We start from the raw sequence: 24,010 nt of genomic DNA, 5'->3' as shown, positions 1-24,010 counted from the left end.
AGCGCAGTACTAGTTGGTCGTCCGCCGGGAGATGGCCATGAGCGACGAGAGCTGGGAAGAGCAGTTCAGGCAGTTTCTACGAAAGACGGGCGAAGACTTCCGCCGCACCGGCGAGGACATCAAGGCCGAGGCGCAGAAGCTGCTCGACGCCGCGATGGATCCGGAACGGCAGCAGCGGGTTCGGAATCGCCTGAACGAGCTCAGTCTCTGGGCCCGAAAGACCGCGCAGGGTGTGGCGGGAGCGGTGGAGGACGCCACCAGCAAGGCTCAGACGGCGTTCCAGCGCGCCACCGACAAGGTGGCCGAGGCGCCTGGAGAAGGTCCTGCTGCGGCAAGCGCAGCGCACAAGCCCGCGGCGACCGCCAAGAAGGCGCGCAGAGCAAAGAGCAAAGCCGCCAAGCCAAGGCGAAAGATCGGCGGGAAGCGCAAGCGGTAGACGGCGACGTTGCCATCGGTTGCGCGGCCTGGTTAGGGTGCGCCGGTGGTCATGGCACTGGTCCTCTCGGCCTTGCACGTGCTCGCCTTGGGAATCGGGCTCGGCTCCGTCTTCATGCGCGGCCGGTTTCTGCGCGCGCTCCGAGCCGGTCCTGACCCGCGTGCGCTCGACGGTTTGTTCGCCGCCGATACGCTTTGGGGCGTCGCCGCTGCGCTCTGGCTCCTCACAGGGCTCGCTCGCGCGTTCGGACACGTAGAGAAAGCGCCCGAATTCTACCTGCGCAACGGTTTCTTCTGGATCAAGATGGCGCTCTTCGTGTCCGTCGTCGCGCTCGAGATCTGGCCGATGGTCACGTTCATCCGCTGGCGGAGCGCGCGGCGGGGGAGCCGGCCACTGCCCGGCTTCGATCGCCTCTCCCGTCTGGTTTTCGTGGATGACGTAGAAAGCGCGCTCGTGGTCCTGATCCCCTTCGCCGCCGCGGCGATGGCGCGAGGCCTCTGGCTCTTCTGAGGCCGTATTCCCCGGAGCTGCGCTATTCTCCGCGCGTGCTGACGCGCGCAATTCTGAGGCGGCCCGGGCCGGACTTCGCGGCTGGCCTCACCACCGCTGGGCTTGGCAAGCCGGATCCGTCGCATATGCTCGCCCAGCACGCCGCGTATGCGGATGCGCTGCGCGCGCTGGGTCTCGAGATCGAGGTGCTCGATCCGCTCCCAGGTTTTCCCGACGCGTACTTCGTCGAGGACGTCGCGGTGGTGGTGCCGGAGCTCGCCGTCGTCGCGCGCCCCGGAGCACCGTCGCGGCGGGGAGAGGCGGACGCCATCGTTCCGGTGCTCGCCCGCTACCGCGAGCTCGCGCGACTCGAATACCCGGCGACGCTCGACGGCGGTGACGTGCTCATCGCCGGCCGTACCGTCTTCATCGGCCTCTCCGCGCGCACGAATGAAGCCGGTGCCGAGCAGCTCGCGGGGCTGCTCGAACCGCATGGCTATCGCTCGCAGACGGTGCCCGTGGCGGCCGGCCTGCATCTCAAGTCCAGCGTGAGCTGGCTCGGCGGCGAGACTCTGCTGGTCAGCAAGCGGTTCGCAGACCACCCGGAACTGCGCGCATTCCGCCACATCGTCGTGGACGAGAGCGAGGAACCGGCGTGCAACTCGCTGCTGATGAACGGCACGCTGCTGACGCCTGCCGGGTTCCCCAAGACGCGGCGCCAGCTCGACGAGTCGGGGTTGCCGGTCGTCGAGCTGGATCTCACCGAGCCGCGCAGGATGGACGGCGGCCTCACCTGCATGTCGCTCCGACTCTGAGCGCATGGCTGAACGACGCGAATCGAGCGCAATCCAAGGCTGGTTTGACGACTGGCGAAAGCTCGCAATCTCCGGCTACGCGAGTCTCAGAGGCGTTCCTTCTCGCCCTTGCGGCACTCAACGCGAATCGCCTTCGTCAATTGACGTTGCTGGTTCAACTCGCCTGGGGCGAGTTGGCACGCTCAGTTGCGTATCGTGTCACCGGATCTCACGCCACGTCCTCCGCCGAACGTGCGTCGCGCTCCAGCGGGTGCCGTTCGTAGCCGTACGCGAGCCAGAGGAGCACGTACAGCGGCATGAACAGCGGTCCCAGGATCAGGTTCTGCACGACGTGCCGGCGCTCGTGGACCGCGAGTCTCAGCGCGTCGGCCTCAGACGCGAACAGGATGCAGCAGCCGAGCGTCACTCCGCACCAGCCGCTTCCGTGTGCCCACCGGCGCTCGAAGCCCGAGCCAGGCACGACCAGCCATTCCCACGCGCCATCGCGCCACCGATCAGGCCGCATCTGGCGCAAGGCCCACATCGGCAGCAGGAACAGCGCCAGGCACGCGACAGTCGTCGGCGCCGCCCACAGGTAACCCAGGCGTTTCATTGGTTTCCCGCCAGCATCCTAGTCCGGCTGCTGCTATTCGTATCTCGGAAATGGCGTTGACGGAGTACGCGTGAGCGCATGGGGGCATGCGGAAGTTGCGCCAACACGAGCTGCTCCCCCGGCGAGCCCCCCGGCTTGCGGGTGCCGGCGCCCGCAGCCATGATGCGCGCCCACCATGCTGCCAGATCCGAACACCGCGTCGCCGGCCGTCGCCGCGATCGGGCTCGCCAAGCACTACGGCGCGGCGCGGGCGGTGGATGACATTTCGTTCACCGTCGGTCGCGGCCGTGTCACCGCGCTCCTGGGCGGTAACGGCGCAGGCAAGACCACGACGATGTGCATGCTTCTTGGCCTGCTTCTGCCGACGGCGGGCAGCATTCGCGTGCTCGGCGAGGACATGACCCGGCATCGCTACCGCGTCTTGCCGCGGTTGAACTTCTCAGCGCCTTACGTCGATCTGCCGCACCGCTTGACGGTCGAAGAGAATCTTCGCATCTATGCCGGCCTCTACGGCATCCGCCACCCCGGCGAGCGAATGCAAGCGCTCGCGGCCGATCTCGATCTGATCGATTTGCTGCGCCGCGCTGTTGGCAGCCTGTCCACGGGGCAGAAGACGCGCGTGGCGCTGGCCAAGGCGCTGATCAATCAGCCCGAGTTGCTACTTCTGGACGAGCCGACGGCGAGCCTGGATCCGGAGACCGGCGATTTCGTTCGTGGATACCTGGCCGATTACCGGACGCGGCGGAACGCGACCATCCTGCTCGCGTCGCACAACATGGGCGAGGTCGAGCGCCTTTGCGACGAGGTGCTGATGATGAAAGCCGGCCGCATCGTCGATCGCGGCGCCCCGAAGGCACTGCTAGCGCGCTACGGTCGGGATACCCTCGAGGAAGTATTCCTCGCCATCGCCCGAGGCTCCGCCGTGGAGGTATCGGAAGCGCTCGCATGATCGCCGTGCTCGTCTCCTGTGGCCGGATCTGGACTCTGGCGCTGCGCCACATCTATCTCTTGCGTGGTTCGTGGCCGCGTGTCCTGGAGCTCGTCTACTGGCCCGCGGTGCAGATCGTGCTCTGGGGCTTCATTTCGGTCTTCCTGCGCGGTCAATCGAGCTTCGTGGCGCATGCCTTCGGCGTGCTCCTGGCGGGCGTGATGCTGTGGGACCTGATGTTCCGAGGCCAGCTTGGCGTCTCGATTTCGTTCTTCGAGGAGATGTGGTCGCGCAACCTGGGCAACTTGTTCGTCAGCCCGCTCCGGCCGTGGGAGATGATCGCCGCGTTGCTCACCATGTCGGTGGTTCGAACGCTGATTGCCATGGTTCCCGCCAGCATTCTCGCCATCCTGTTCTTCCACTTTTCGATCTACTCGCTCGGCTGGCCGCTGCTCGCCTTCTTCGTCAACCTGCTCGTCTTCGGCTGGGCCATTGGCCTCGCCGTTTCCGGCCTGGTGATGCGCGTCGGCCTCGGCGCGGAGGGCTTTGCCTGGGCGGCGATCTTCGCCATCGCACCGGTCAGCGCGGTGTACTACCCGGTGTCAATCTTGCCCGACTGGTTGCAAGCGATCGCCTGGATCCTGCCGCCCGCCTATGTGTTTGAAGGCATGCGCGCCGCCATCCTCGAGCACCGCTTCCGCTCCGATCTGTTGCTCTGCGCAATGGCGCTCAACGTCGTCTACTTCGGCGCCGGCAGCCTCGCCTTCCTGCTCTTCTTCCGCTCCGCCCGCATCACCGGCAAGCTGCTGCAGATCGGGGAGTAGTCGGTGATACCAAATCATCGGGGCACCGAAATCGTTGAATCCAGTTGCTGAGAAGTGCGGTCCAGGTCGCGAGCAGGAGCCCATTGCGAATGGTGAGGACGAGCAGCCCAGAAAATTCAAGGTGGGCGATGAACGGATAGCAAGCCGGATATTCGATCCGGGTTACGCCAAGTGCGAGCAAGTAGAGCAAGCGGGCTATCGAGCTGCTGGCGAAGAGAAAGACGGGAAGGCCCCAAACAAGGTATTGAGGCGAAAGAACCGGCGAGGCGATCCAGATCCCGGCCATCGCGGTCGCGACCCCATCGAAGATCAGCGCCTGAGAGGGTCGCCCGACGGGGTGGTGCGTGCGCGTGGCCCACCAGGAAAGCAGAGCGCCCAGCAATGCCATCGCCGGCACAAGCAAGCGGCACATCGATGCGATCCAGGGCGCCGATGCGGCGACCAGATCCCTCGCCCCGAACTGTCGGGCGGTTTCGAGCGGCGATCCGGTGATTACCTCGATCCAGGCGAGCACTGTTGCTCCGACTGATTCGACCTGAAGCCCCCGAGCGGACTGCAATTCCAGAGCGTGGAGGAATCCACTCCAGGTCACCAGCGCCGGCAGCACACAGGAAAGAAGCACTGTGGCGACGAACGTCGCGAGCGAATCGAGGACCTTGCGATAGCCGCGCTGTGCAACCAGGGGCGCCACAAACGCCGGAAAGAGGAGCGCCGGATAGACCTTCATGGCCGCTCCCACCCCGAGGAGCACACCTGCCAGAACCCAGCGATCGGTCACTGCAGCCAAGAGAGCCGCCGCCACGATGGCCGCAGCAAAGACGTCGAGACGCGTCTCCAGCGTCACTCCAACCAGGAACAGCGCGCCTGCCGAGATCCAGAGATAGTGGCGATCGGAATGCCGGAAGTCAGTTGCGAGATGAGTCCGGACGGCCCAGCCGGCAAACGCAATCATGAGCGCCGCAAGTCCGGCCAGCGTGCCGAAGGCGTATGGATAGAGAACCGGATGGGTCGTGATCAGGGCTGGCAAGACGATGGGAATGACCGCCAGGGGTGGATACTGGAAGACGAGATCCCGATAGGGGAGCAAGCGTCCGCGTTCTGAAGAGTGGAAGGGGAGCAGGGGGATGGTGGTGTCGCTCTCGGCAAGGAGAAACTCGAGGTCCGCCGGCTTCCCCAACATCAAGTTGGCCCAGGACAGATAGAGGTACTCGTCTCCGTCGCGAACGTGGTGGACGCGCAGAGCGGCGCTCGGATCGGCAAGCGAGGCCCCAATGGGGTCTTGCAAGAATCTTTGGTAGAGACGCTGCCGCTCTTCAGTGGAAAACTGTGCACGGTGGTAGCCGACGTGAAAGAAGGCGACCACCAGGATGTGCGGCCAGAACCGAAGGACCGCTCTCCACGACAGTTTTCGTCGCGCATCCACTCCGTCGAGCGTGGACCCGTCCCGACCACAGCGTCAACCTTGCCGCGTTGACAGGTTCCAGGACCGTCGATAGCGTTCCCGCCATGCGTGCCGCCGCGGTTGCCGGGAAGCCGGGCGACGAAGTGATCTCGCCGCGCGAGGCGGCCATCCGCGAAGCGATCGACGCGCTCGACTTCGAATCCGTCGCCGCGCGATTCCGCGACGATGGCGAATTCGTTTTTCTCGAGAGCTTCCTGGCGCCGCTGCTGCTGGACGAGATGGTGGAAGAGTGCCGGCGGCTCTATCCGCAGATCCATCGCGCGTACGTCCCGTTCGTGCGCAAGGCCGGCACCGTCGGCCACGGCGCGATCGCCCGGCACGCGCCCGCGCTTTACGCGCTGTACCGGTCGCCGGCCTTCCTCGATTTCGCCCGACGCCTCTCCGGAGCGCAGGTCGTGCTCAAGAGTGGCTCGGACGCTCACGCGGCGGCGCTCTACGTCTACCAGCGGCCCGGCGATCACGTCGGGTTTCACTATGATGATTGCGGTTGCGAGGACACCGCGTCGTACACGGCATCTCTCGGCTTGATCAACGACACGGAAAGCAAGGTCCACTTCCAGCTCTTCCGCAACGATCGGCAGCGCAAGATGCGCGAGCTCTACATCTCGATGAAACCAGGTTCGCTCGTCTTCTTCTGCGGTTCCCGCGCGTACCATCGCGTGACGCCACTTGGCCGCGGCGAGGAGCGCGCCGTCTTCTCGTTCGCGCACGTGCGCGAGGGGAAGCGGCTCACCGGGTTCTGGCGTTTCTACGAGAACATCAAGGATGCCGTGCTGTACTTCGGGCCCAAGGCCCTCGTTCAGAAGAACTACTGACGTCAATCGAACCGCCTCAAGTCCGCCCAGAGCCCGCTCAAGGCCCGTTTCCGGTGCCGGCAGACGTACGCCACGCGGGGAAAGTCGAATCGGTTGTCGTGGTCTGAAACGCCGCGGATGGTGCCCACCTCCGTCACCTCGTCGAACAAAGCGGACAACAGCGCAGGCGAGTATCCCAGCGCGAGAACGGCTTGCGGTTCTACGCCTGCGGTCCAGTAGAAGAAGTCGTTGCCTCCGGAAATCGCTCGCGGAAGACCGTGCGCGGCGCCGAGCAAATCGACCGCGGAGGCTGTCCCGTAGCTCTCGGTGAGGATCGCGGCGCCGGGTGTCGCCGCGAGGCCTGCTCGCCGATAGGCATCCGCGATCTGTGCGACGTGGTTATTCCAGTCCGCGAATTGAATCAGCTCAGGGTTCAGCCGAACCAGCTGGAGTCGCTCCTGGAGGGCTGCTGGCAGGAGCGGGAGCGTGCCCGCGAGAGTCGCGGCGGCGGAGACGAGCCAGCCAGCGAGCAGCGCTCGCGCGGTCCTTGCGGAGAGACTGGAGAGCCATCGCGCGCAAGCGATCGAACCGGCGGCGATCGCGAGCGGTGCCGCCGACGCCACGTAGTACGGCTTCCCGTGCAGTGCGAGCACCGCTACGAGAACGGTGACGAACCAGACGGCGGCGGCGCGTTGTCCAGCAGACGCTCCGCGGCGCAGGCCGGACACGACGCCGATGGCCGCTACAGCAAGCCCTACAGGGTGAAGCAGCCTCGCCTGGTCGAGGAGGATCGCGGCCGTCGGCGTGCGCCGGCGCACCGCTGCGTTGCTGTCGGCGATGAATTCGAGCAGAGGCCAGCCGTGACGCTGTTGCCAGATCGCAGTCGGCACCAGAAACAGGAGGGCGATGGCGGCGCCGATCCAGGGTCCCGCAGTCCGCAACTGCGAACGCAACTGCGTCGCAAGCATCGCAGCGACCAATCCGGCGGCGCATATCAATACGGTCGCCTTCGTGAGGAACCCCAAGCCGATGATGCCGCCGAGCAACTCCCAGCGTCGCGGCGCGGTGAGCCAGCCCGCTGATCGGAGATCGAAGAAGCCGAGGAAGATCCATCCCGTCAGCGCCCAGCAGAGCTGGTCGGGTGCGTTCGTCCCGTGCACGCCGGCCGAGAAGAAAAAGATGGGGCCGGTGGCGACGGCGAGTGCCGCGAGGACCTGCGCGCCGCGCCCGCCGCTTAGCCGCCGCGCGCATGCCCCGGTGAGCACCACCACTGCCATGCCGAACAAGGTGTCGGGGATGCGCTGGGCAAACGGTGAGAGACCGCCGATGAGATCCGCCGCCCGCGCCAGCAATACGGTCGGCGTTGCGTGGTTCACTCCGGGCCCGCCCAGCTGGCGACCCGAGACGATGAGGTAGAGCTCGTCCCGGTGGAACCCGTACAGATGAATGGTCAGCAGATGTGCGGCGAGCGCCAGGAGCGCGATTGCCGCGACCGCCAACCGGTCGTCGCGCAGCGCGGCTTCGATCCGGACTCTCAACGAGGATGCGGACATCGGCAATCCCGATACCGAGAATAGCAGCGCTGTGGCTACCCCGTGGCGGCTTCCGAAAGCGGAAGGTTCAGCAAGGCGAACGACACCGCTGAAATGGCCTCGGTGACGGTCTCGGCGCGGAGTGCAAACGGGCTGCAAACCGGTCGCCAAGATATTCCTAAGCTTCCAAGCCTCGAAACGGTGCCGTGGGCTAGATCGTGACGAAGCACTCCGTCAAGTTTCCGATGCTCTTCAGGCCGTCGCGCGGCGGGGCGGGCGGGCCAGTAAGGGCGCCATTGGCGGCGGCGTTGTTGGTGCCTGGGGTGGAAGTGTCGAACTGATGGTTCACGGAGCTCAGCGTCGACAGGCCGAAGACGACTTCAAGAAATTTCAGCACCGAGCTGTGTTCGTACACGGTCGGCTCTATGTGAGCCGGTTTCGCATGAGGAGAGATCACCCATGTCGGTACACGGATGCCCGCGCCGTACGCGTCAAGGACTGGCGGCGCTACGTGATCGAAGTACCCGCCAGCTTCGTCGTACGTCAGGATGTAAGCTGAGCTGGACCAAATCGAGGAGCTCATCAATGCCGTGATGAGGCTTTGCTGGATGGCCTCGCCATGCTGAATGTCGAACCCTGGATGCTCGCTGATGTCGAGCGTGGGCGTGATGAAGGCAACTTGGGGGAAGGTGTCCGCATTCAGATCGTCATAGTAGTCACTTTCAGAGAAGCCGATGACGCGCTTGTCTTTGCTCCATTCCGTGAACAGTTCAAAGGCATTGAGCGAGATGAAATTCTTACGGTGCCCAAGGTTATAGTTCTTCCAACTGATGCCGAACTCGTCCAACAGGTTGAGGATGATCGGGTAATCGAGGCTCCCTTCAGCGATGTTGTTGGTCGTGTTACCGCCCGACGTGCCGCCGCAAAGGTACAGGTGGTTCGGATAGGTTGGGCCGAGCAACGAGCCGAAGTAGTTTCCGCAGATGGTGAAGTCCTTGAAGAGGTTGTAGTAGTACGGCAGGTCCGCCGCGGTGCCGTCGGCGGTATAGAAGCCGTCCATCTCGCCGTTGTCCCACTCATCGTGAACGGCGGCCCAGGTGTGCGCGGGGTCGGGGGTATTCAGCGTCGTGAGATGTGCCGGTAATACCTTTCCGCCGCTGCCATCGGGCTGCGAGTAGTTCTGTGGCACGCCGAAGCGCCCGGCAAACGATGCGTATCCGTAGTAATGGTCGAAGGACCGGTTCTCCTGGATTGCAATGACGACGTGCCTGATCAAACTGCTCCCGGTCCCGCGCAGCGGGGTCGAGCGTTCCGCTGCCTTCACGACGTTGGCGAGCAACGGCCGGGCCAGGCTGGCTATGCCCACGCTGCCGAGCTGCTTGAGCAAGTGCCGCCTGGACATGACCGTGTTAAACGGCCGACCCATGATTTTGGAAGTCATTTGGTTACTCGCGGGTTCAACGTGGCGTCGCAGAGCCCAATCGGGTCAACAGCCTTGGCCGACGCAGGCGACTTCGTCGCTGTCGACGGCGGCGTGCCTACTGATCGTGAGGCACCTGCTAAGGGCAATGCGGCGGAACGCAGCACACTCCGCTGACGCAAGACACATCGCCCGATGCGTCGCAGCAGACTTTGCCGCATTTGAACGTGCCGGCCGGGCATTTGCCGTGCGCGACAGATGCTTTCTGGACGCTCATCGACGCATTTGCGCCGCTCGCCGCATCCTGCGGATCGGGATCTCCACCGCAGCCCAACGTCATTGCCACCGCAACGAGCAACGGCTTGATCCATCGCTCCATACGTCCTCCTGCACCAGTGTGGAGACTCGTTCCCCGATCAAGAGGTCTCCTCGGCGCGAGATTTGTCGCAGCGGCTTCGTCAACCGCAGGCAGATTGAGTCGAGACGCGACAACTCCTTGTCCGCTGACACAACTGGTTGGACGAACGCGATGTCCTGCACCAGGCCGCGGCCGACGTGCGCCTACGACCCCATGGCTCCGGCTTGCCGCGCCGGAGCGTCGGTACATCTGGGTGACAGTTCGTCACTCGAGAACCCGGAGGCCCAAGATTCCTCTCGAATTCAAGGGGGAATGCCGGGTCTTGGAATGGCGGGGTGTACGGGAGCTAGTCCGCGACGCGAATGACCACTTTTCCGACGGCAAGGCCCGATTCCACGTAGGAGACGGCCTCGGCCGCGGCTTCCAGCGGAAAGGTGCGGTCCAGAATCGGTTTGATGACGCCATGGTTCACCAGCGCGCCGATCTTTTCCAGCTGCTCACCGCTCGCGCGCATGAACAGGTACTCGAAGCGCGCGCCCTTTTTTCTGGCCAGGTGATCGACCTTGCGGTTGAGGAACCCGAGGATCCAGACGAGCGGCAGGCTGAGGCCCCAGGCGCGCGCGAACTTGCCGTCGGGCCGGCCGCCGATCGTGACCACCACGCCACCCGATTTGACCGACTCGAACGAGCGGAGCAGCGTCTCGCCCGCCTGCGTGTCGAAGACCACGTCCTGATCTTTCGCCACCTCTTCGAAGCGGGTGGTCTTGTAGTCGATGGCCACATCCGCGCCGAGCGACTTCAGCAACGCATGGTTCTTGGCGCTGGCGGTGGTCGCGACCTGCGCGCCGAGGTGTTTGGCCAGCTGGATGGCGAACGTGCCGACGCCTCCCGAGCCGGCGTGGATCAAAATCTTTTGGCCCGCCTGCAACTGCGCAAGATCCATCAGCGCCTGCCAGGCGGTGAGCCCCACCAGGGGCAGCGACGCGGTCTGCACGTAGTCGAGGCGCGCGGGCTTTTTCGCCGCGGCGCTCTCGCGTACCAAGGCATACTCGGCGATGGCACCGATGCGATCTTTGTCGAGGCGTGCATAGATCGCGTCGCCGACCCTGAACTTGGTGACGGCGGGGCCGACCGCTTCCACGTCGCCGGCGAGATCGTTACCGAGGATCAGCGGAAACGAGTAGGGGATCAGCACCTTCACGCCGCCGTCGCGGATCTTGTAGTCGAGGGGATTGACGCTGGCGGCGCGCACGCGCACGAGCAGATCGCTCGGGCCCGGCTCGGGCCGCGGCAGCTCCAGCGTTTCCATCGGCGCCCGATAACGACGAATGGCCAGTGCTTTCATCAGCCCCCCGCTCAGTTCCCATGTCCAAGCGGTCTCTCTTCAGAATTTAGATGATGACGAGCATCTAAACTGGAGGATGCCCGGAGCGTCATCGCGATTCGCGCTCAGCGGGCTCGGTTCAGACGTTTCGATGCAAGGAGCCACACCTTGCCCAGGGTTGCAGTGGAACCGGATGGCATTCTGCCGTGCTGGACAACCGGCGCAATCTGCGGTTCATTCCTACCGCAGCTTGGTCCAGGCTGACCTCATTCGGGGGTGCGCATGTCCTCGCTCCTCGTCAGTTTCTCGGTCCTGTGCCTGCTGGCAATGGTCTCCGTGCGCGAGGCCCGGGCCGAAGGATCGCGGGTGACCATCCTCTACGATGGCTTCGGCCGCAACGCCGCCTTCGTCAGGGACTGGGGCTTCAGCGCGCTGGTCGAATACGCCGGCAAGCGCATCCTCTTCGATACCGGAAACAATGCGGCCGTCTTCGCGGCCAACGTCAAAGCGGCGAAGGTCGATCTCGGCAAGCTCGACTTCGCCGTCATCTCGCATCGGCATCTCGACCATACCGCCGGCCTCGAGCACCTGCTGAAAGTCAACCCCGAGGTGACGATCTACGCGCCGAAGGAAGTGTTTGGGATCTTCGGCAGCGCGCTTCCCAGCAGCTTTTATCGCAAGGACGAGTCGCTCACCGAGCACGAGCGCTACTTCGGCGGGCGCCCGCCGGAGCCGCTGAAATTCGGCAGCGCCTGGCCCGGCGCGAAGTTCGTTCCCGTCGACGGCAATCTCGAGGTCGCACCGGGAGTGCACTTGATTTCGCTGGTCTCGGAAACGCCGGGGACCAAAGAGCTGCGCGAGCTGTCGCTGGCGTTGAAGACGACGAAGGGAATCGTGCTGGTGGCGGGCTGCTCACACCCGGGCATCGAGAAGATCGTCGAGGCCGCCGCTCGAATCGACCCGCGCGTTCATCTGGTCCTGGGCGGGTTCCACATGCCCGCCGCGCCGGACGATCAGATCTCCAAGGTGGCGACGGCGCTCCACGATACCTGGCACGTCGAGCGGCTCGCGCCGGGCCATTGCACGGGCGAGCCCACGTTCGCGCATTTCAAGAAGGTCTGGGGCGCGAATTATGGGTATGCGGGCGTCGGAAGCGTGATTGAGTTGCCTTAGAAGAGCCTCCTTTCGGTTGCAGATCGGGAGTGCCAGATGGCTGATCCGATCTCGGGCAGGCAGCAAGTGCGACTGAGCTATCGTCAGGCTTCCGAGATCGCGTGGTCGATCTCTTGGCCCACCGGGGTCTTGTACTTCGGCTCGCAGTTGGTGCTCAGGCTGATCGCCAATTCCGCGTCACCGCGAGTCAGCGCTGAGATGTTCGAGGCACTCAGTGACTTTCTTCGACTTCTCCTACTCGGATTCTTCCCGATGATCGTGCGACGGGCACTGAACCTTCGCTACAAGGCGGGATTCCGCATCGAGATAGTCCGCGAAAAGGCCGATCCTGCCGCTTCTGGCACCTCGTTCGATGCGGGTTTGAGTTGAGTGACGCGCCGCCAGGCTCGACACCGCCGAGCTACGCGCCCGTAGGCTCGATCACGGGCTGGACGAGGACGAACGCGATGCCATGCTCGATGATCGCGTCGCCGTAGCGGCAGCGCTCGACCACCCACTCCAACACCGCCCGATCCGGCACGTCCACCGGCGACTCGCCGCAGACCGCCGCCTTGTCCTCAGTGTCCTCATCGCCCCAGAACAAGCCGGTCGTAATCACGGCGCGAGCGATCTGCGCGGGCTCATACTCCGGGTCGGCGGATTGGCGCGAGGACGGCTGGCCCAAGCTCATGAAGCGCGAACCCAGCGCTGACGACCTGATCATCCCGTCGCGCGAGGGAAATCACCGCAGCGTCAACCACATGCTCAAGAAGTTTCGTAAGGACTGCGGCAAGCTCCGGATGCCTCAGCGCCGCCAGCACGATGCCCGGCGCACGTTTGTGTCACTTGCACGGGCGGGCGGCGCGAATCCTGATGCGCTCAAGGTGTTCACATATGGCTCCTCGCAGGCGATCATCGACGCCTACACGACGTTTCCTTGGACGACCCTTTGCGACCCAATGCTCTGCGTGCGCCTGCCGATTGCTACCCTGGTCGAGCCCGAGCCGCCGAGTGGCGGTGGACTGGCCCACGTGGCCCGGCAGGACACGATACGTGAGGCTTGCTACGCCCTTGCTACGGCTCTGACGGCGGTAGGCCCGAAAGATGAGAAAGGCCCGCAACCGGCGCTGATTGCGAGCCTCGGAGACTGGCGGGGTGTACGGGACTCGAACCCGTGGCCTCCGGCGTGACAGGCCGGCGTTATAACCAGCTTAACTAACACCCCACAGAGTGGGCGGGACAGGTTTCGAACCTGCGACCCTCGGTGTGTAAGACCGATGCTCTACCGCTGAGCTACCCGCCCAGGCGGTAGCGAGCGGGGGCGGGTTCTACGGGAGCAGGCCGGTGAAGTCAAGCCTGTCGCGAGGCGAGCGGCCGCCTGCAGGCGACGCCGTGGTGACGACGGCGCCGAGCGGCGATCCCGCCGAGGCGCGGGAGCTCGCACAGCGGTTCGGACTGCGGGCGGAACCGCGTGCGGGAAGGACGCTCGACCAGCTCCTCCAAGGCGGAAACCCCGTGCTTGTCCTCGCCGCCCGCCGCGCCGATCTGTACGAGCGCGGCCGCGTGTACCGGGCGACCGTCGGGATGGCGTTCCTCCGCGTCCTCCGTGCGCGCAAGGGCGAAACGGACCCGTTGGTCGCGCACGCCGCGCTCGCGCCAGGCGATTCGGTCCTCGACGCGACCCTGGGCCTCGGGGGCGATGCTCTCGTCGCGGCGCATGCCACCGGCTCGAGAGTCATCGCCCTCGAAGCGGACCCCGTCATCGCAGCTTTCACCCAGGCTGCGCTGCGCCGCCTTCCGAAGCACGGCCGCGATCCCGGCCGCCTCGTCCACGTCGTCCGCGCCGACCATCGCGCTTGGCTCCGGGACCGACCCGCGAGAAGCTTCGACGTCGTCCTCCTCGATCCGATGTTCCGCCGTGCGGGCGAGTCGGGTCCGCTCTTCGATCTCCTCCGCGCCCACGCCGAGCACGCGCCGCTCGACGCCGAAACGCTCCGTCAGGCGCAGCGCGTCGCCCGCCGGGGAGTCCTGGTCAAGGACGCCGCCCGGGGAAAGGAGCTCCAGCGACTCGGCCTCACGCCCCGCCCCCACCGCCGCTCCGCCGCCATCGCCTTCGCCTGGGCACCCGCCGATCAGAGGTGACGAGTCTCCGCGGGCACGCGCTCCCAGTGGTTGTTCTTTCCGTCCTCGTACTGGATGGGCGCCTCCGTGAGCTCAGCGGGCGCCGCATCATCCAGACAGGAGAGGCTCACTCCGTAGAACTCACCCATCTCCGGCGTGTTCCCCCGCCCGAAGGTCTTCACGCCGCAGCGGCTGCAGAAGAAGTGATGGATGACCCCGCGCCCGAACGAGTACTCCGAGAGCGCTTCCTTCCCCTGCAGCACCCGGAATGCGCCGGCCTTGGCGATCGCCTTCCAGAACCGCTGTTTGAAGCAGATCGAGCAGTTGCACCGGCTCGTGCCTTTGGCCAGATCGAGCTCGCACTCGAAGCGGACGGTGCCGCAATGGCAGCTGCCCTTGTAGGTTCGCGTCATCCCGCCCTCATACGCGCATCTTAGATCCCGGGCGAAGCCTGTGCGTTCCGCAGTGTCATGCGCCTGCCCAAGGACCCGCGGTGGCTGCAGATCGCCTTTCTCTGCAGCTTCCTGCTCCTCGGTTTGACCGCGCGCGACTTCCCCATCTGGCACGCGCCGCTACTGTTCGCCGCGTGCCTCGGGACCCAACTCGCCTGCGAGCGACTCCTCAATCTTCCTCACGCCGGCCTGCTCTCGCCAATCATCACCAGCTTCGGCCTCACGCTGCTGCTCCGCGCCGGCTCCTGGTGGGTGCCGCCGCTGGCCGGCGTTCTTGCCATCGGCAGCAAGTACGCGCTGCGCATCCGTGGCCGACACTTCTTCAATCCGGCAAACTTCGGCCTTTGCTGTCTGATGCTGCTGACGCCGCGCGCCTGGTGCTCGCCGACGCAGTGGGGCGAGAGCGGCCTGTTCTTGCTCTGGATCCTCGCTCTCGGTCTCGCCGTTGCCCATCGCGCCTTCCGCGCCGACGTGAGCCTCGCCTTTCTCGCGAGCTGGATCCTGCTGCGCGCCGCCCGCATCCAGTACCTCGGCCAGCGCCCCGAGGTCCTGCTGCACCAGCTCGCTTCCGGCAGCCTGCTGCTCTTCACCTTCTTCATGATCTCCGACCCGAAGACCACGCCGCGGTCGCGGTCGGCGCGCCTGGCGTTCGCCGCCATCGTTGCGGCCGTCGCCTTCATGCTCTCGCTGCGCTCCATCCAGAACCCCATCGTCTGGGCGCTCTTCCTCTGCGCTCCGCTCACGCCGCTCCTCGACGCGCTCACCGAAACCAAACAGGAGAAACCCGCATGCGCACCGCAGCCTGCGCTCTTGCCGTCGCCCTGACCGCCGCCGCTCCCGCCCACGCCTTCTGCGGCTTCTTCGTAGGCAAGGCGGACAGCCAGCTCTTCAACAAGTCCTCCCAGGTCGCCATCGTCCGCGACGGCAACCGCACCGTCATCACCATGGGCAACGACTTCAAGGGCGAAATGGACGAGTTTGCCCTCGTCGTTCCGGTGCCGTCCGTCCTCACCCGCGAACAGATCCACGTCGGCGAGCGACGGCTGCTCGAGCGCCTCGACGCTTACTCCGCGCCGCGGCTGGTCGAGTACACCGATGGGGATCCGTGCATGATCGCGCGCCGGTCCGTCTGGCCCATGGCAGTGGCGCCCGCGACGAAGATGCGCGACGTCGCTGCCGGGACCGCGAACGTCCTCGGAGTCACCGTGGAAGCCGCGTACACCGTGGGCGAGTACGACATCGTCCTGCTCTCCGCCACGCAATCGCAGGGGCTGGAGATCTGGCTGCGCCAGAGCGGCTACCGCATCCCCGCCCCGGCCGCGGCGGCGCTTGCGCCGTACGTCCGGCAGCAGATGAAGTTCTTCGTCGCGCGCGTCAACCTCAAGGAGCAGCGCAAGAGCGGCTACCAGGAGCTGCGCCCGATCCAGATCGCCTTCGAGTCGCCGAAGTTCATGCTCCCCATCCGCCTCGGGATGGCGAACGCCGACGGCCCGCAGGACTTGATCGTCTACGCTCTCACCCGCGACGGTCGCGTGGAATCGAGCAACTACCAGACGGTGAAGATCCCCAGCGACGTCGAGGTTCCAGAGTTCGTGCAGAAGGAGTTCGGCGAATTCTACAAGGAAACCTTCGCGAAGAGCTGGCGCGAGCACGGACGCCGGGCTGTCGCCACCGAGTACGTCTGGAACATGGGGTTCTGCGATCCCTGCGCGGCGCCACCGCTCTCCACGGACGAGCTGCGGCAGCTCGGGGTGTTCTGGGTCCCGGATGATATTTCGCGCACTGCTCCCGGCGGTGTGCCCGTGACGCTGACCCGGCTCCATCTCCGCTACGACGCGGAGCATTTTCCCGAAGACCTGATGTTCCAGGAGACCGGCTATCAGCAGAACTTCCAGGGCCGCTACGTCATCCGGCATCCCTGGCGCGGCAACGGCTCCTGCTCCGGAGCGAGCGCCTATCGCGAGCAGCTCGTCGAGCGCCGCCGCAAGGAGGCCGAGACGCTGGCGTCGCTCACCGGCTGGGAGATGTCCCGCATCCACCAGCGGATGGGCGAAGACGCGCCAAGCCAGGAGGAGATGCCCTGGTGGAGGAAGCTCTGGCGCTGATGTAGGTTCCCTCCGTGAAGACGGTGTTCGTCGCCGGCGCCACGGGCGCGGTAGGCAGCGTGCTGGTCCCCTACCTGCGCGAGTCGCACTTCGCGGTCATCCCACACGTCCGCCCGAAGACCGCGGAGCATCATCCGCTGGGGAAGGACCACCGCGCGCTGATCGCGGATCTCTCCGATACAGCGCGGCTCGACGAGCAGATGGCGAGAGCGCACTCCGTGGTCTGCCTGGTGGGAACGACGCGGAGGAGATTCGCCGCCGGAGATACGTACGAGAGCTCCGACTACCGGCCGGTGGTCCAGCTCCTCGAGTCCGCCCGACGCGCGCCGCTCCCCGAGCCGCGCCACTTCGTCCTCGTCTCTTCGCTCGGCGCGAAACCCGGCTCCGGCTACCTCGGCTGGAAGTTCAAGGCGGAAGAGGCGGTGCGCGGGAGCGGCCTGCCGCACACCATCCTGCGGCCGTCCTTCCTGGACACGCGCGGCTCGCCCTCTCACCCGAGCCATGGCGCGCAGCGCAAACCTCCGCCGCTCGTCGCCGCGGCCTTCCAGTTCCTCGGAAAACTGTCACCGCTGCGCGGCGTCTCCGACGATCTGCGGCCGCTACCCGTGGACGTCCTCTGCCTCGCGATCGCGCGCATCGTCCGCGAGCGTGCCCCGTTTGGAACCCTCAAGGGCCGCCAGCTCTGGGAGCTCGGACTCAATCCGCCGGCGCGGATGGCGGCGGAACGCTGACGTCCCTCTTGGTCAGCTCGAGCAGCGTCCGGCGCACGAAGAGCAGGTGCTTCTCCTCCTCGTGGAGCCTCTTCTTGAACTGCTTCTTCGCCTCGGAGTCGCCGAACTCGTCCGCGATCTGCACGAGCAGGTCCCACCCCGCGTTGTCCGCCAGCTCGGCAGTGAGCAGCGCGTGGAAATCGTGCAGGATGCTGTCGTCGCGCCGCATGACGCGCTCGACGCCTTCCGACTCCGCCTGCACCAGCACCGAACGCTCCGTCGGCGCGTGCGCGTCGCCGCCGAGGGCGCGGATCTGCCCCTCGAGCCACTCCTCGTGCTCTTTCTCTTCTTCGCGGTGTTCCTTCACGTCGCCGAGGAAGGCCTTCAGCGTCCGATCCTCGGTCGCGCGGAGGCGCCCCAGCAGCGTGTCGTAGAGCTTCACCCCGGAGCGCTCGAATGCAAGCCGCTCGTTGAGCAGGTCGATCACCTTCGTGGCGTTCTTTGCGGCCAGCTTTTCCATGCCACCGAGCTTGCGCACGGGGCACGAATCAGGCTGCGCCGGACGCCCGTAGATCGGCCGGGCGAGCCCCAGCCTGTCCAGCCGGGTGATCAGACGGCAGTCTGAGGCGTATTTCCTGGCGCCTCGATCTTCGCCGGTTCCATCGGCCGGAAGAACGCATCCGGGTTCTCCAGGACCAGCGCGTGCCGGAGCACTTCGTCGACGTGCTCGACGGGGATGATGGTCAGCTCGCGGCGGATCTTCATCGGGATCTCGCGGATGTCCTTCTCGTTGTCCTTCGGAATCAGGATGACCTTCGTCCCACCCCGATGCGCCGCCAGCGCCTTTTCTTTAAGGCCGCCGATGGGCAGCACGCGCCCGCGCAGCGTGATCTCGCCGGTCATCGCCACTTCCTTGCGCACCGGAATGCGCGTCAACGCCGACACCATGGCGGTGGCCATGGTCACGCCGGCGCTGGGCCCGTCCTTGGGCACCGCGCCTTCGGCGACGTGGATGTGCAGGTCGACGTTTTCGGCGAACTTCTTGTCGAGGCCGAACCGCTCCGCCCTCGAACGGACGTAGCTCATCGCCGCCTGCGCGCTCTCCTGCATGACGTCGCCGAGCTTGCCGGTCAGGATCAGCTTGCCCTTGCCGGGGACCACTGTCGCTTCGGTCTGCAACAGCTCGCCGCCGACTTCCGTCCAGGCAAGCCCGGTGACCAGCCCGATCTCGTCGCGCTCCTCGGTCTTGCCGTAACGGAAGCGGGGCGGCCCGAGCAGCTTGTGCACGCGCTTGGAGGTGACGAGGATCTTCTCGTCCTTGTTTCCGTTCGCCAGCACGTCCTTGGCGATCTTCCGGCAGAGCGTCGCCACCTCGCGCTCCAGCCCCCGGACTCCGCTCTCCTTGGTGTAGCGGTGGATCAGTTCCATCAGCGCCTTCCGGCTGAACTTGATGCCGATCTTCTCCAGACCGTTCTGCTCGCGCTGCTTGGCGACCAGGTACTTGCGCGCGATGGAGAGTTTTTCCAGATCGGTGTAGCCGGCGATGCGGATGATCTCCAGGGGATCCTGCAGCGGCGCCGGAATGCCGTGCAGCGTATTGGCGGTGCAGTTGAACAGCACCTTGGAGAGGACGTAATCGAGGTCGAGATAGTGGTCGTTGAAGGTGTGGTTCTGCTCCGGATCGAGCACCTCGAGGAGCGCCGAGGAGGGATCGCCGCGGAAGTCGGTGCTCATCTTGTCGACCTCGTCGAGCAGGAACACCGGATTGCCACTGCCCGCTTTCTTCAGCGACTGGATGATCTTGCCGGGAAGCGCGCCGATGTAGGTGCGCCGGTGGCCGCGGATCTCCGCCTCGTCGCGCACGCCGCCCAGCGAGATGCGCACGAACTTGCGCCCCAGCGACCGGGCGATGCTCTTGCCCAGCGAGGTCTTGCCGACGCCCGGGGGGCCGACGAAGCAAAGGATGGGGCCCTTCATCTTCTCCACCATCGCCTGCACGGCCAGGTACTCGAGGATGCGCTCCTTGGGCTTCTTCAGGCCGTAGTGGTCGTCGTTGAGGATCTTCTCCGCCTCGTTGATGTCGAGCTTGTCCTTCGAGTACTCGTACCAGGGCAGGGTGAGGATCCAGTCGATGTAGTTCCGCACCACGGTGGCTTCCGCGCTCATCGGCGACATCATCTTGAGCTTGCGGAGCTCCTTCTTGACCTTGGCGACGGCCTCCTTCGACATCTTCTTGGTCTTGATCTTCTCCTCGAGCTCCTGCAGCTCCGACTTGAACTCGTCGCGCTCACCCAGTTCCTTCTGGATGGCCTGCATCTGCTCGTTGAGGTAGTACTCCTTCTGCGTCTTCTCCATCTGCTTCTTGACGCGGGTGCGGATCTTCTTCTCGACCTGCAGGATCTCGATCTCTCCCTGCATGAGCTCGTAGAGCTTCTCCAGCCGGCGCGCGGCGGACTGCTCCTCGAGGATGGCCTGCTTGTCGTTCAGCTTGAGCGAGAGGTGCGCGACGATGGTGTCCGCGAGGCGGGCCGGGTCGTCGATGGTGGCCACCGACATCAGCATCTCCGGCGGGATGCGCTTGTTCAGCTTGACGTAGGCCTCGAAGGTGGCGTGCACCGAGCGGACCAGCGCTTCCACCTCGACGTTGCGCTCGCTGACCTCGTCCACCTCTTCCGCTTCGACCAGGAAGAACTTGTCGTGTGTAGCGTACTTGCGGATCCGCGCGCGCTTCTTGCCCTCCACCAGCACCTTTACGGTGCCGTCGGGCAGGCGCAAGAGCTGCAGGATGGTGCCGAGCGTGCCGATCTCGAAGATGTCGTCCGGCGCCGGCTCGTTGGTCTTCGCCTTCTTCTGCGCGGCGAGGAGGATGTCCTTCTCGTGCGCCATCGCTTCTTCGAGCGCGGCGATCGACTTCTCGCGCCCGACGAAGAGCGGCACCACCATGTGCGGGAACACGATGATGTCGCGCAGGGGGAGGAGCGGCACGGTGCGGACCCCGGTCTTGCCCTTGGGATCCTTCCTGTCGTCGTTGCGGAAGAACATTGAGATCGTGCCCTCCGGAAGTCGGCTGCGCCGTCCGCGAAGCGTACCGCTTCAGTCCGGTGAAGTCATTCAAACTCTCGCACTCTTTCAACGGGTGCGCGGGGGTCCGGAATTCCCGCCGCGCGCGCAGGTAGGTGCGCCTATGCCGTCTCGGCCTGCTTCTCGTACACGATGAGAGGCGCTTCCTTCTTCAGGATGCAGTCCTCGTTGAGGACGATCTCGCGGATGTTCTTGTGCGAGGGCACTTCGTACATCACGTTCAGCATCGCGTTCTCGAGGATGGCCCTCAGCCCGCGCGCGCCGCTCTTGTGGCGGATGGCCTCCTTGGCCACGGCCCGCAGCGCTCCGTCGGTGAACTTGAGCTGCACGCCGTCCATCTCCAGCAGCTTGCGGTACTGCTTGGCCAAGGCATTGCGGGGCTTGGTGAGGATGTCGACCAGGGCCGCCTCATCCAGCTCCTCGAGCGTCGCAACCACCGGCAGGCGCCCGATGAACTCGGGGATCATGCCGAACTTGAGGAGATCCTCGGGCTTGTTGCGCTCCTTCTTGGACTTCACGTCGGAGCCGAAGCCCAGGCTCTTTCCCTCGGTCCGCTGGGCGACGATGTTCTCCAGCCCGCCGAAGGCGCCGCCGCAGATGAAGAGGATGTTCGAGGTATCGACCTGGAGGAACTCCTGCTGCGGGTGCTTGCGGCCGCCCTTGGGCGGCACGTTCGCCACAGTGCCCTCGATGATCTTGAGCAGCGCCTGCTGCACGCCCTCGCCGCTCACGTCGCGCGTGATCGATGGGTTCTCGCTCTTGCGCGCGATCTTGTCGATCTCGTCGATGTAGACGATCCCCTTCTGCGCCCGCTCGATGTCATGGTCGGCGGCCTGCAGGAGGTTGACAGGTTGACGATGATGTTCTCCACGTCCTCGCCCACGTATCCCGCTTCGGTGAGGCAGGTGGCGTCGGAGATGGTGAACGGGACGTTGAGGATGCGCGCCAGCGTCTGCGCGAGGAGCGTCTTGCCGGAGCCGGTGGGGCCGAGCAGAAGGATGTTCGACTTCTGCAGCTCGACGTCGTCCATCGAGACCTTGCTCTCGATGCGCTTGTAGTGGTTGTGGACGGCGACGGAGAGGATCTTCTTCGCCCGCTCCTGGCCCACCACGTACTCGTCGAGGATGTTCTTGATCTCCGAAGGCCGGGGGATGCGCAGCTTCTGGTCGCGCGCTTCCTCCTTGTCGATCTCCTCCGCGATGATGTCGTTGCAGAGGCCGATGCACTCGTCGCAGATGTAGACAGTAGGGCCGGCAATGAGCTTCTTCACCTCCTTCTGCGACTTTCCGCAGAAGGAGCAGCACAGCGTGTGGTTCTCCCGCTTGTCGACCACTCAACCTCCCCGGCCCACTGAATTTAACCTTACTTCAGCCCGCCGGCCGGTTTCTTGATGACGACCTCGTCAATCAGCCCGTACTCCTTGGCTTCTCCTGCCCCCATGAAGTAGTCGCGATCGGTATCTTTTTCGATCCGATCGAGCGGCTGCCCGGTGTGCTTCTGCATGATTTCGTTCAGTTTCGCCTTCAGCCGCAGGATCTCCTTCGCATGCAGCTCGATGTCGCTCGCCTGTCCGCCGAAGCCGCCGGAGGGCTGGTGGATCATGATCCGCGAGTGCGGCAGCGAGTAGCGCTTTCCTCTCGCCCCCGCCGCCAGCAGCAGCGCGCCCATCGACGCCGCCTGGCCCATGCAGATGGTCGACACCTGACACTTCACGTACTGCATGGTGTCGTAGATCGCGAGACCCGATGTCACCGACCCGCCGGGGCTGTTGATGTAGAGGTTGATGTCCTTGTCCGGATCTTCCGACTCGAGGAACAGCATCTGCGCAACGATGATGTTCGCCACGTCGTCGTCCACCGGCGTCCCGAGGAAGACGATGCGGTCCTTGAGCAGCCGGCTGTACAGGTCGTACGCCCGCTCGCCTCGGTGCGTCTGCTCGATCACGGTTGGGTAGGGGATCATTGCCATTTGCGCGTGCTCCTCTAGGCGGCGGTGAAGTTGGCCTTCGACAGCAGGAAAGCAAGCGCCTTGTCCTGCCGGAGGCGAGCTTTCAGGCTGTCGAGCGAGTCCTGCCGGCGGAAGGCGGCACGGATCTTCTCGGCCGGCTGCTTCAGGTCCAGGGCCAGCTTGTCGAAATGCCTCGCCAGGTCTTCCTCCGTGGCGTCGATCTTTTCCTTCTCGGCGATGGCTTCGAGCAGCAGATAACCTTTCACTTCCAGGAGCGCACGCTGGCGGAGCTCGTCGCGCATCCTGTCGAGGTTGAGCCCGAGCTGGCGCGGGTCGATGCCGCGGCGCATGAAGCCCTCCAGCATCCCCTGCAGCATCGCGTCGACGTTCCGCTCGACCAAAGCCGGAGGCGCCTCGATGGGGTTCTTCGCCACCAGAGCGCTGAGGACGGCCTCGCGCTGGTCGCCTTCGGCGCGGTCTTTCTTCTGCTGCTCCATCTCGCCGCGGATCTTCGCACGAAGATCGGACAGCGTCTTCTGTTCGCCTCCCAGATCCTGCACGAAGGCGTCATCGAGCGCCGGCACCTCGCGCTTCTTCAAGCCCTTCACCGCGACCTTGAACCGCCCGTCCTTGCCCCTCAGCTCCTCGACGGCGTACTCGGCGGGGAACGAGACACCCAGCTCCCGGGTCTCGCCCACGCGCGCCCCGAGCAGACCCTCGGCCTTGTTCTCGAGCAGGGATCCGGGCGCGACCTCCAGCAGCACCCCTTCGCGCTTGGCCCCGCGCAGCGGCGCACCGTCAACCGACCCTTCGTAGTCCGCGGAGATGAAGTCTCCGGCTTCCGCCACGTCGCGGCCTTCCACCGGAACGAACATGGCCTGATTCGAGCGGATCTCTTCGATGCGCTCCTCGACCTGCGCGTCGGTGACCACCGCCTCGATCTTCGGAATGCTCAGGCCTTCGTAGTCCTTGGGCTCCACCCGCGGCCGCACCTCGACGGTGGCGGTGTACTTGAAGGGCTGTCCCGGCTCGACGGAGCCATTCTCCACCCTCGGCGGAGCGACGGGATCGAGCTGGTGCTCGGCGAGCGCCTCGTGGATCGAGCCGGTGACGAGCTTCTGCGCCACGTCCTTCTTCACGTCGTCGCCGAAATACCGCTCGACCAGGCGCCGGGGCACGTGGCCTTGCCGGTAGCCCTTCAGCTTGACCGTGCGCGAGACGGAGGTGAAGGCGTGGTCCAGCGCGTCCTTGACGCGGTCCGGGGTGACCTCCACCGAAACCTTCTTCACCACCGGACTGAGATCTTCGACCCTCGACTGGACCACGGATGCCGCTCCTTGCGCGAACAGAGATGGTGCGAGAGGCGGGAATCGAACCCGCACGGGTTGCCCCACAGGCTTCTAAGGCCTGCGCGTCTGCCAGTTCCGCCACCCTCGCAAGGACATCCTGGCAGACCGCGGGTCATAGC

General features: G+C 65.3%; 23 protein-coding genes, 3 tRNA genes and 1 pseudogene. 12 read left to right on the top strand and 15 right to left on the bottom strand.

Features of this window, described 5'->3' with window-relative positions; all coding sequences use genetic code 11:
- The first annotated feature begins 37 nt into the window (after positions 1-37).
- The 3 genes from E6J58_08280 (at position 38) to E6J58_08270 (ending at position 1,740) form a co-directional block, all read left to right on the top strand.
- Positions 38-436 carry a hypothetical protein gene (locus E6J58_08280; GenBank protein TMB38826.1) on the top strand — a complete coding sequence of 133 codons (399 nt, stop codon included), beginning with the start codon at positions 38-40 and terminating at the stop codon, positions 434-436.
- A 51-nt stretch (positions 437-487) separates the two neighbouring features.
- Entirely contained in the window at positions 488-946 is a 459-nt protein-coding gene (locus E6J58_08275) for a DUF2214 family protein (protein ID TMB38825.1), read from the top strand.
- A 125-nt stretch (positions 947-1,071) separates the two neighbouring features.
- Positions 1,072-1,740, top strand: coding sequence for an amidinotransferase (locus tag E6J58_08270; GenBank protein TMB38855.1), 669 nt, complete (start codon positions 1,072-1,074; stop codon positions 1,738-1,740).
- 208 nt (positions 1,741-1,948) lie between these two features.
- On the opposite strand, the gene E6J58_08265 is transcribed toward E6J58_08270, so the two are convergent.
- The gene (locus tag E6J58_08265; GenBank protein TMB38824.1) at positions 1,949-2,332 is read right to left on the bottom strand and encodes a hypothetical protein; all 384 of its coding nucleotides are present in this window, start codon (positions 2,330-2,332) and stop codon (positions 1,949-1,951) included.
- A gap of 175 nt (positions 2,333-2,507) precedes the next feature.
- Between E6J58_08265 and E6J58_08260 the strand changes: the two genes are divergently transcribed.
- Positions 2,508-3,281, top strand: coding sequence for an ABC transporter ATP-binding protein (locus E6J58_08260; protein ID TMB38823.1), 774 nt, complete (start codon positions 2,508-2,510; stop codon positions 3,279-3,281).
- Positions 3,278-4,084 (top strand): ABC transporter permease, encoded by an 807-nt coding sequence (locus tag E6J58_08255; GenBank protein ID TMB38822.1) that lies wholly within the window; start codon positions 3,278-3,280, stop codon positions 4,082-4,084. The genes E6J58_08260 and E6J58_08255 overlap by 4 nt, the downstream gene beginning before the upstream one ends.
- On the opposite strand, the gene E6J58_08250 is transcribed toward E6J58_08255, so the two are convergent.
- Entirely contained in the window at positions 4,053-5,447 is a 1,395-nt protein-coding gene (locus tag E6J58_08250; GenBank protein ID TMB38821.1) for a DUF2029 domain-containing protein, read from the bottom strand. The genes E6J58_08255 and E6J58_08250 overlap by 32 nt on opposite strands.
- A 143-nt stretch (positions 5,448-5,590) precedes the next feature.
- Here E6J58_08250 and E6J58_08245 point away from each other — a divergent pair, with 143 nt between their 5' ends.
- Positions 5,591-6,361 carry a hypothetical protein gene (locus E6J58_08245; protein ID TMB38820.1) on the top strand — a complete coding sequence of 257 codons (771 nt, stop codon included), beginning with the start codon at positions 5,591-5,593 and terminating at the stop codon, positions 6,359-6,361.
- A 2-nt stretch (positions 6,362-6,363) separates the two neighbouring features.
- On the opposite strand, the gene E6J58_08240 is transcribed toward E6J58_08245, so the two are convergent.
- From E6J58_08240 to E6J58_08230, 3 genes are all read right to left on the bottom strand, one after another.
- Positions 6,364-7,893 (bottom strand): glycosyltransferase family 39 protein, encoded by a 1,530-nt coding sequence (locus E6J58_08240; GenBank protein ID TMB38819.1) that lies wholly within the window; start codon positions 7,891-7,893, stop codon positions 6,364-6,366.
- Positions 7,894-8,083: 190 nt separating this feature from the next.
- Entirely contained in the window at positions 8,084-9,313 is a 1,230-nt protein-coding gene (locus tag E6J58_08235) for a hypothetical protein (protein TMB38818.1), read from the bottom strand.
- A gap of 683 nt (positions 9,314-9,996) precedes the next feature.
- Entirely contained in the window at positions 9,997-10,995 is a 999-nt protein-coding gene (locus E6J58_08230) for an NADP-dependent oxidoreductase (GenBank protein TMB38817.1), read from the bottom strand.
- A gap of 261 nt (positions 10,996-11,256) precedes the next feature.
- On the opposite strand from E6J58_08230, the gene E6J58_08225 reads away from it, so the two are divergent.
- Both E6J58_08225 and E6J58_08220 read left to right on the top strand, forming a co-directional pair.
- Positions 11,257-12,147, top strand: a complete 891-nt coding sequence (locus E6J58_08225) for an MBL fold metallo-hydrolase (protein ID TMB38816.1) — start codon at positions 11,257-11,259, stop codon at positions 12,145-12,147.
- 36 nt (positions 12,148-12,183) lie between these two features.
- Positions 12,184-12,516: a hypothetical protein gene (locus E6J58_08220; GenBank protein ID TMB38815.1), complete on the top strand. Its 333-nt coding sequence runs from the start codon at positions 12,184-12,186 to the stop codon at positions 12,514-12,516.
- Between the two features lie 31 nt (positions 12,517-12,547).
- Here the strand turns inward: E6J58_08220 and E6J58_08215 are convergent, their stop codons facing one another.
- From E6J58_08215 to E6J58_08205, 3 genes are all read right to left on the bottom strand, one after another.
- Positions 12,548-12,817 (bottom strand): hypothetical protein, encoded by a 270-nt coding sequence (locus E6J58_08215; GenBank protein TMB38814.1) that lies wholly within the window; start codon positions 12,815-12,817, stop codon positions 12,548-12,550.
- 457 nt (positions 12,818-13,274) lie between these two features.
- Positions 13,275-13,351, bottom strand: a tRNA-Asp gene (locus tag E6J58_08210).
- Between the two features lie 6 nt (positions 13,352-13,357).
- A tRNA-Val gene (locus E6J58_08205) sits at positions 13,358-13,429 on the bottom strand.
- Between the two features lie 41 nt (positions 13,430-13,470).
- Between E6J58_08205 and E6J58_08200 the strand changes: the two genes are divergently transcribed.
- A complete protein-coding gene (locus E6J58_08200) occupies positions 13,471-14,268 on the top strand; it encodes a hypothetical protein (protein ID TMB38813.1) in 798 nt (265 codons plus the stop codon).
- On the opposite strand, the gene E6J58_08195 is transcribed toward E6J58_08200, so the two are convergent.
- Positions 14,259-14,660, bottom strand: coding sequence for a GFA family protein (locus tag E6J58_08195; GenBank protein TMB38812.1), 402 nt, complete (start codon positions 14,658-14,660; stop codon positions 14,259-14,261). The genes E6J58_08200 and E6J58_08195 overlap by 10 nt on opposite strands.
- A gap of 57 nt (positions 14,661-14,717) precedes the next feature.
- Between E6J58_08195 and E6J58_08190 the strand changes: the two genes are divergently transcribed.
- The 3 genes from E6J58_08190 to E6J58_08180 are packed head-to-tail and all read left to right on the top strand — an operon-like array spanning position 14,718 to position 17,535.
- Complete coding sequence (locus tag E6J58_08190; GenBank protein TMB38811.1) at positions 14,718-15,524, top strand: Na+-transporting NADH:ubiquinone oxidoreductase, subunit NqrB; 807 nt, start codon at positions 14,718-14,720, stop codon at positions 15,522-15,524.
- The gene (locus E6J58_08185) at positions 15,488-16,804 is read left to right on the top strand and encodes a DUF2330 domain-containing protein (protein TMB38810.1); all 1,317 of its coding nucleotides are present in this window, start codon (positions 15,488-15,490) and stop codon (positions 16,802-16,804) included. Before E6J58_08190 ends, E6J58_08185 begins: the two co-directional genes overlap by 37 nt.
- A 14-nt stretch (positions 16,805-16,818) precedes the next feature.
- A complete protein-coding gene (locus E6J58_08180; protein ID TMB38809.1) occupies positions 16,819-17,535 on the top strand; it encodes an NAD-dependent epimerase/dehydratase family protein in 717 nt (238 codons plus the stop codon).
- Here the strand turns inward: E6J58_08180 and E6J58_08175 are convergent.
- The 6 genes and pseudogenes from E6J58_08175 to E6J58_08150 all read right to left on the bottom strand — a co-directional run bounded on the left by E6J58_08175 (position 17,501) and on the right by E6J58_08150 (position 23,979).
- Entirely contained in the window at positions 17,501-18,034 is a 534-nt protein-coding gene (locus E6J58_08175; protein ID TMB38808.1) for a DUF892 family protein, read from the bottom strand. The two genes, E6J58_08180 and E6J58_08175, sit on opposite strands and share 35 nt — an antisense overlap.
- Before the next feature lie 89 nt (positions 18,035-18,123).
- Complete coding sequence (locus tag E6J58_08170; GenBank protein ID TMB38807.1) at positions 18,124-20,556, bottom strand: endopeptidase La; 2,433 nt, start codon at positions 20,554-20,556, stop codon at positions 18,124-18,126.
- Positions 20,557-20,696: 140 nt separating this feature from the next.
- Positions 20,697-21,928 (bottom strand): annotated as a pseudogene (gene clpX / locus E6J58_08165) (ATP-dependent Clp protease ATP-binding subunit ClpX).
- A gap of 29 nt (positions 21,929-21,957) precedes the next feature.
- Positions 21,958-22,563, bottom strand: a complete 606-nt coding sequence (gene clpP / locus E6J58_08160) for an ATP-dependent Clp endopeptidase proteolytic subunit ClpP (GenBank protein ID TMB38806.1) — start codon at positions 22,561-22,563, stop codon at positions 21,958-21,960.
- A 14-nt stretch (positions 22,564-22,577) separates the two neighbouring features.
- Entirely contained in the window at positions 22,578-23,936 is a 1,359-nt protein-coding gene (gene tig, locus E6J58_08155; protein ID TMB38805.1) for a trigger factor, read from the bottom strand.
- Positions 23,895-23,979: transfer RNA gene (locus E6J58_08150), tRNA-Leu, on the bottom strand. Before E6J58_08150 ends, tig begins: the two co-directional genes overlap by 42 nt.
- Positions 23,980-24,010: the final 31 nt, after the last annotated feature.

This window comes from Deltaproteobacteria bacterium, from assembly GCA_005879535.1.
In the GTDB taxonomy this organism is placed as follows: domain Bacteria; phylum Myxococcota; class Myxococcia; order Myxococcales; family 40CM-4-68-19; genus 40CM-4-68-19.
The sequence above is the reverse complement of the archived record's forward strand: the minus strand, read 5'-3'. Positions and strand labels throughout refer to the sequence as shown.

Excerpts from the sequence above, each read along its gene's own strand:
- E6J58_08280 (TMB38826.1), top strand. The coding sequence starts at position 38 with ATGAGCGACGAGAGCTGGGAAGAGCAGTTCAGGCAGTTTCTACGAAAG.
- E6J58_08275 (TMB38825.1), top strand. The coding sequence starts at position 488 with ATGGCACTGGTCCTCTCGGCCTTGCACGTGCTCGCCTTGGGAATCGGG.
- E6J58_08270 (TMB38855.1), top strand. The coding sequence starts at position 1,072 with ATGCTCGCCCAGCACGCCGCGTATGCGGATGCGCTGCGCGCGCTGGGT.
- E6J58_08265 (TMB38824.1), bottom strand. The coding sequence starts at position 2,332 with ATGAAACGCCTGGGTTACCTGTGGGCGGCGCCGACGACTGTCGCGTGC.
- E6J58_08260 (TMB38823.1), top strand. The coding sequence starts at position 2,508 with ATGCTGCCAGATCCGAACACCGCGTCGCCGGCCGTCGCCGCGATCGGG.
- E6J58_08255 (TMB38822.1), top strand. The coding sequence starts at position 3,278 with ATGATCGCCGTGCTCGTCTCCTGTGGCCGGATCTGGACTCTGGCGCTG.
- E6J58_08245 (TMB38820.1), top strand. The coding sequence starts at position 5,591 with ATGCGTGCCGCCGCGGTTGCCGGGAAGCCGGGCGACGAAGTGATCTCG.
- E6J58_08240 (TMB38819.1), bottom strand. The coding sequence starts at position 7,893 with ATGTCCGCATCCTCGTTGAGAGTCCGGATCGAAGCCGCGCTGCGCGAC.
- E6J58_08235 (TMB38818.1), bottom strand. The coding sequence starts at position 9,313 with ATGACTTCCAAAATCATGGGTCGGCCGTTTAACACGGTCATGTCCAGG.
- E6J58_08230 (TMB38817.1), bottom strand. The coding sequence starts at position 10,995 with ATGAAAGCACTGGCCATTCGTCGTTATCGGGCGCCGATGGAAACGCTG.
- E6J58_08225 (TMB38816.1), top strand. The coding sequence starts at position 11,257 with ATGTCCTCGCTCCTCGTCAGTTTCTCGGTCCTGTGCCTGCTGGCAATG.
- E6J58_08220 (TMB38815.1), top strand. The coding sequence starts at position 12,184 with ATGGCTGATCCGATCTCGGGCAGGCAGCAAGTGCGACTGAGCTATCGT.
- E6J58_08215 (TMB38814.1), bottom strand. The coding sequence starts at position 12,817 with ATGAGCTTGGGCCAGCCGTCCTCGCGCCAATCCGCCGACCCGGAGTAT.
- E6J58_08195 (TMB38812.1), bottom strand. The coding sequence starts at position 14,660 with ATGACGCGAACCTACAAGGGCAGCTGCCATTGCGGCACCGTCCGCTTC.
- E6J58_08190 (TMB38811.1), top strand. The coding sequence starts at position 14,718 with ATGCGCCTGCCCAAGGACCCGCGGTGGCTGCAGATCGCCTTTCTCTGC.
- E6J58_08185 (TMB38810.1), top strand. The coding sequence starts at position 15,488 with ATGCGCACCGCAGCCTGCGCTCTTGCCGTCGCCCTGACCGCCGCCGCT.
- E6J58_08175 (TMB38808.1), bottom strand. The coding sequence starts at position 18,034 with ATGGAAAAGCTGGCCGCAAAGAACGCCACGAAGGTGATCGACCTGCTC.
- E6J58_08170 (TMB38807.1), bottom strand. The coding sequence starts at position 20,556 with ATGTTCTTCCGCAACGACGACAGGAAGGATCCCAAGGGCAAGACCGGG.
- clpP (TMB38806.1), bottom strand. The coding sequence starts at position 22,563 with ATGGCAATGATCCCCTACCCAACCGTGATCGAGCAGACGCACCGAGGC.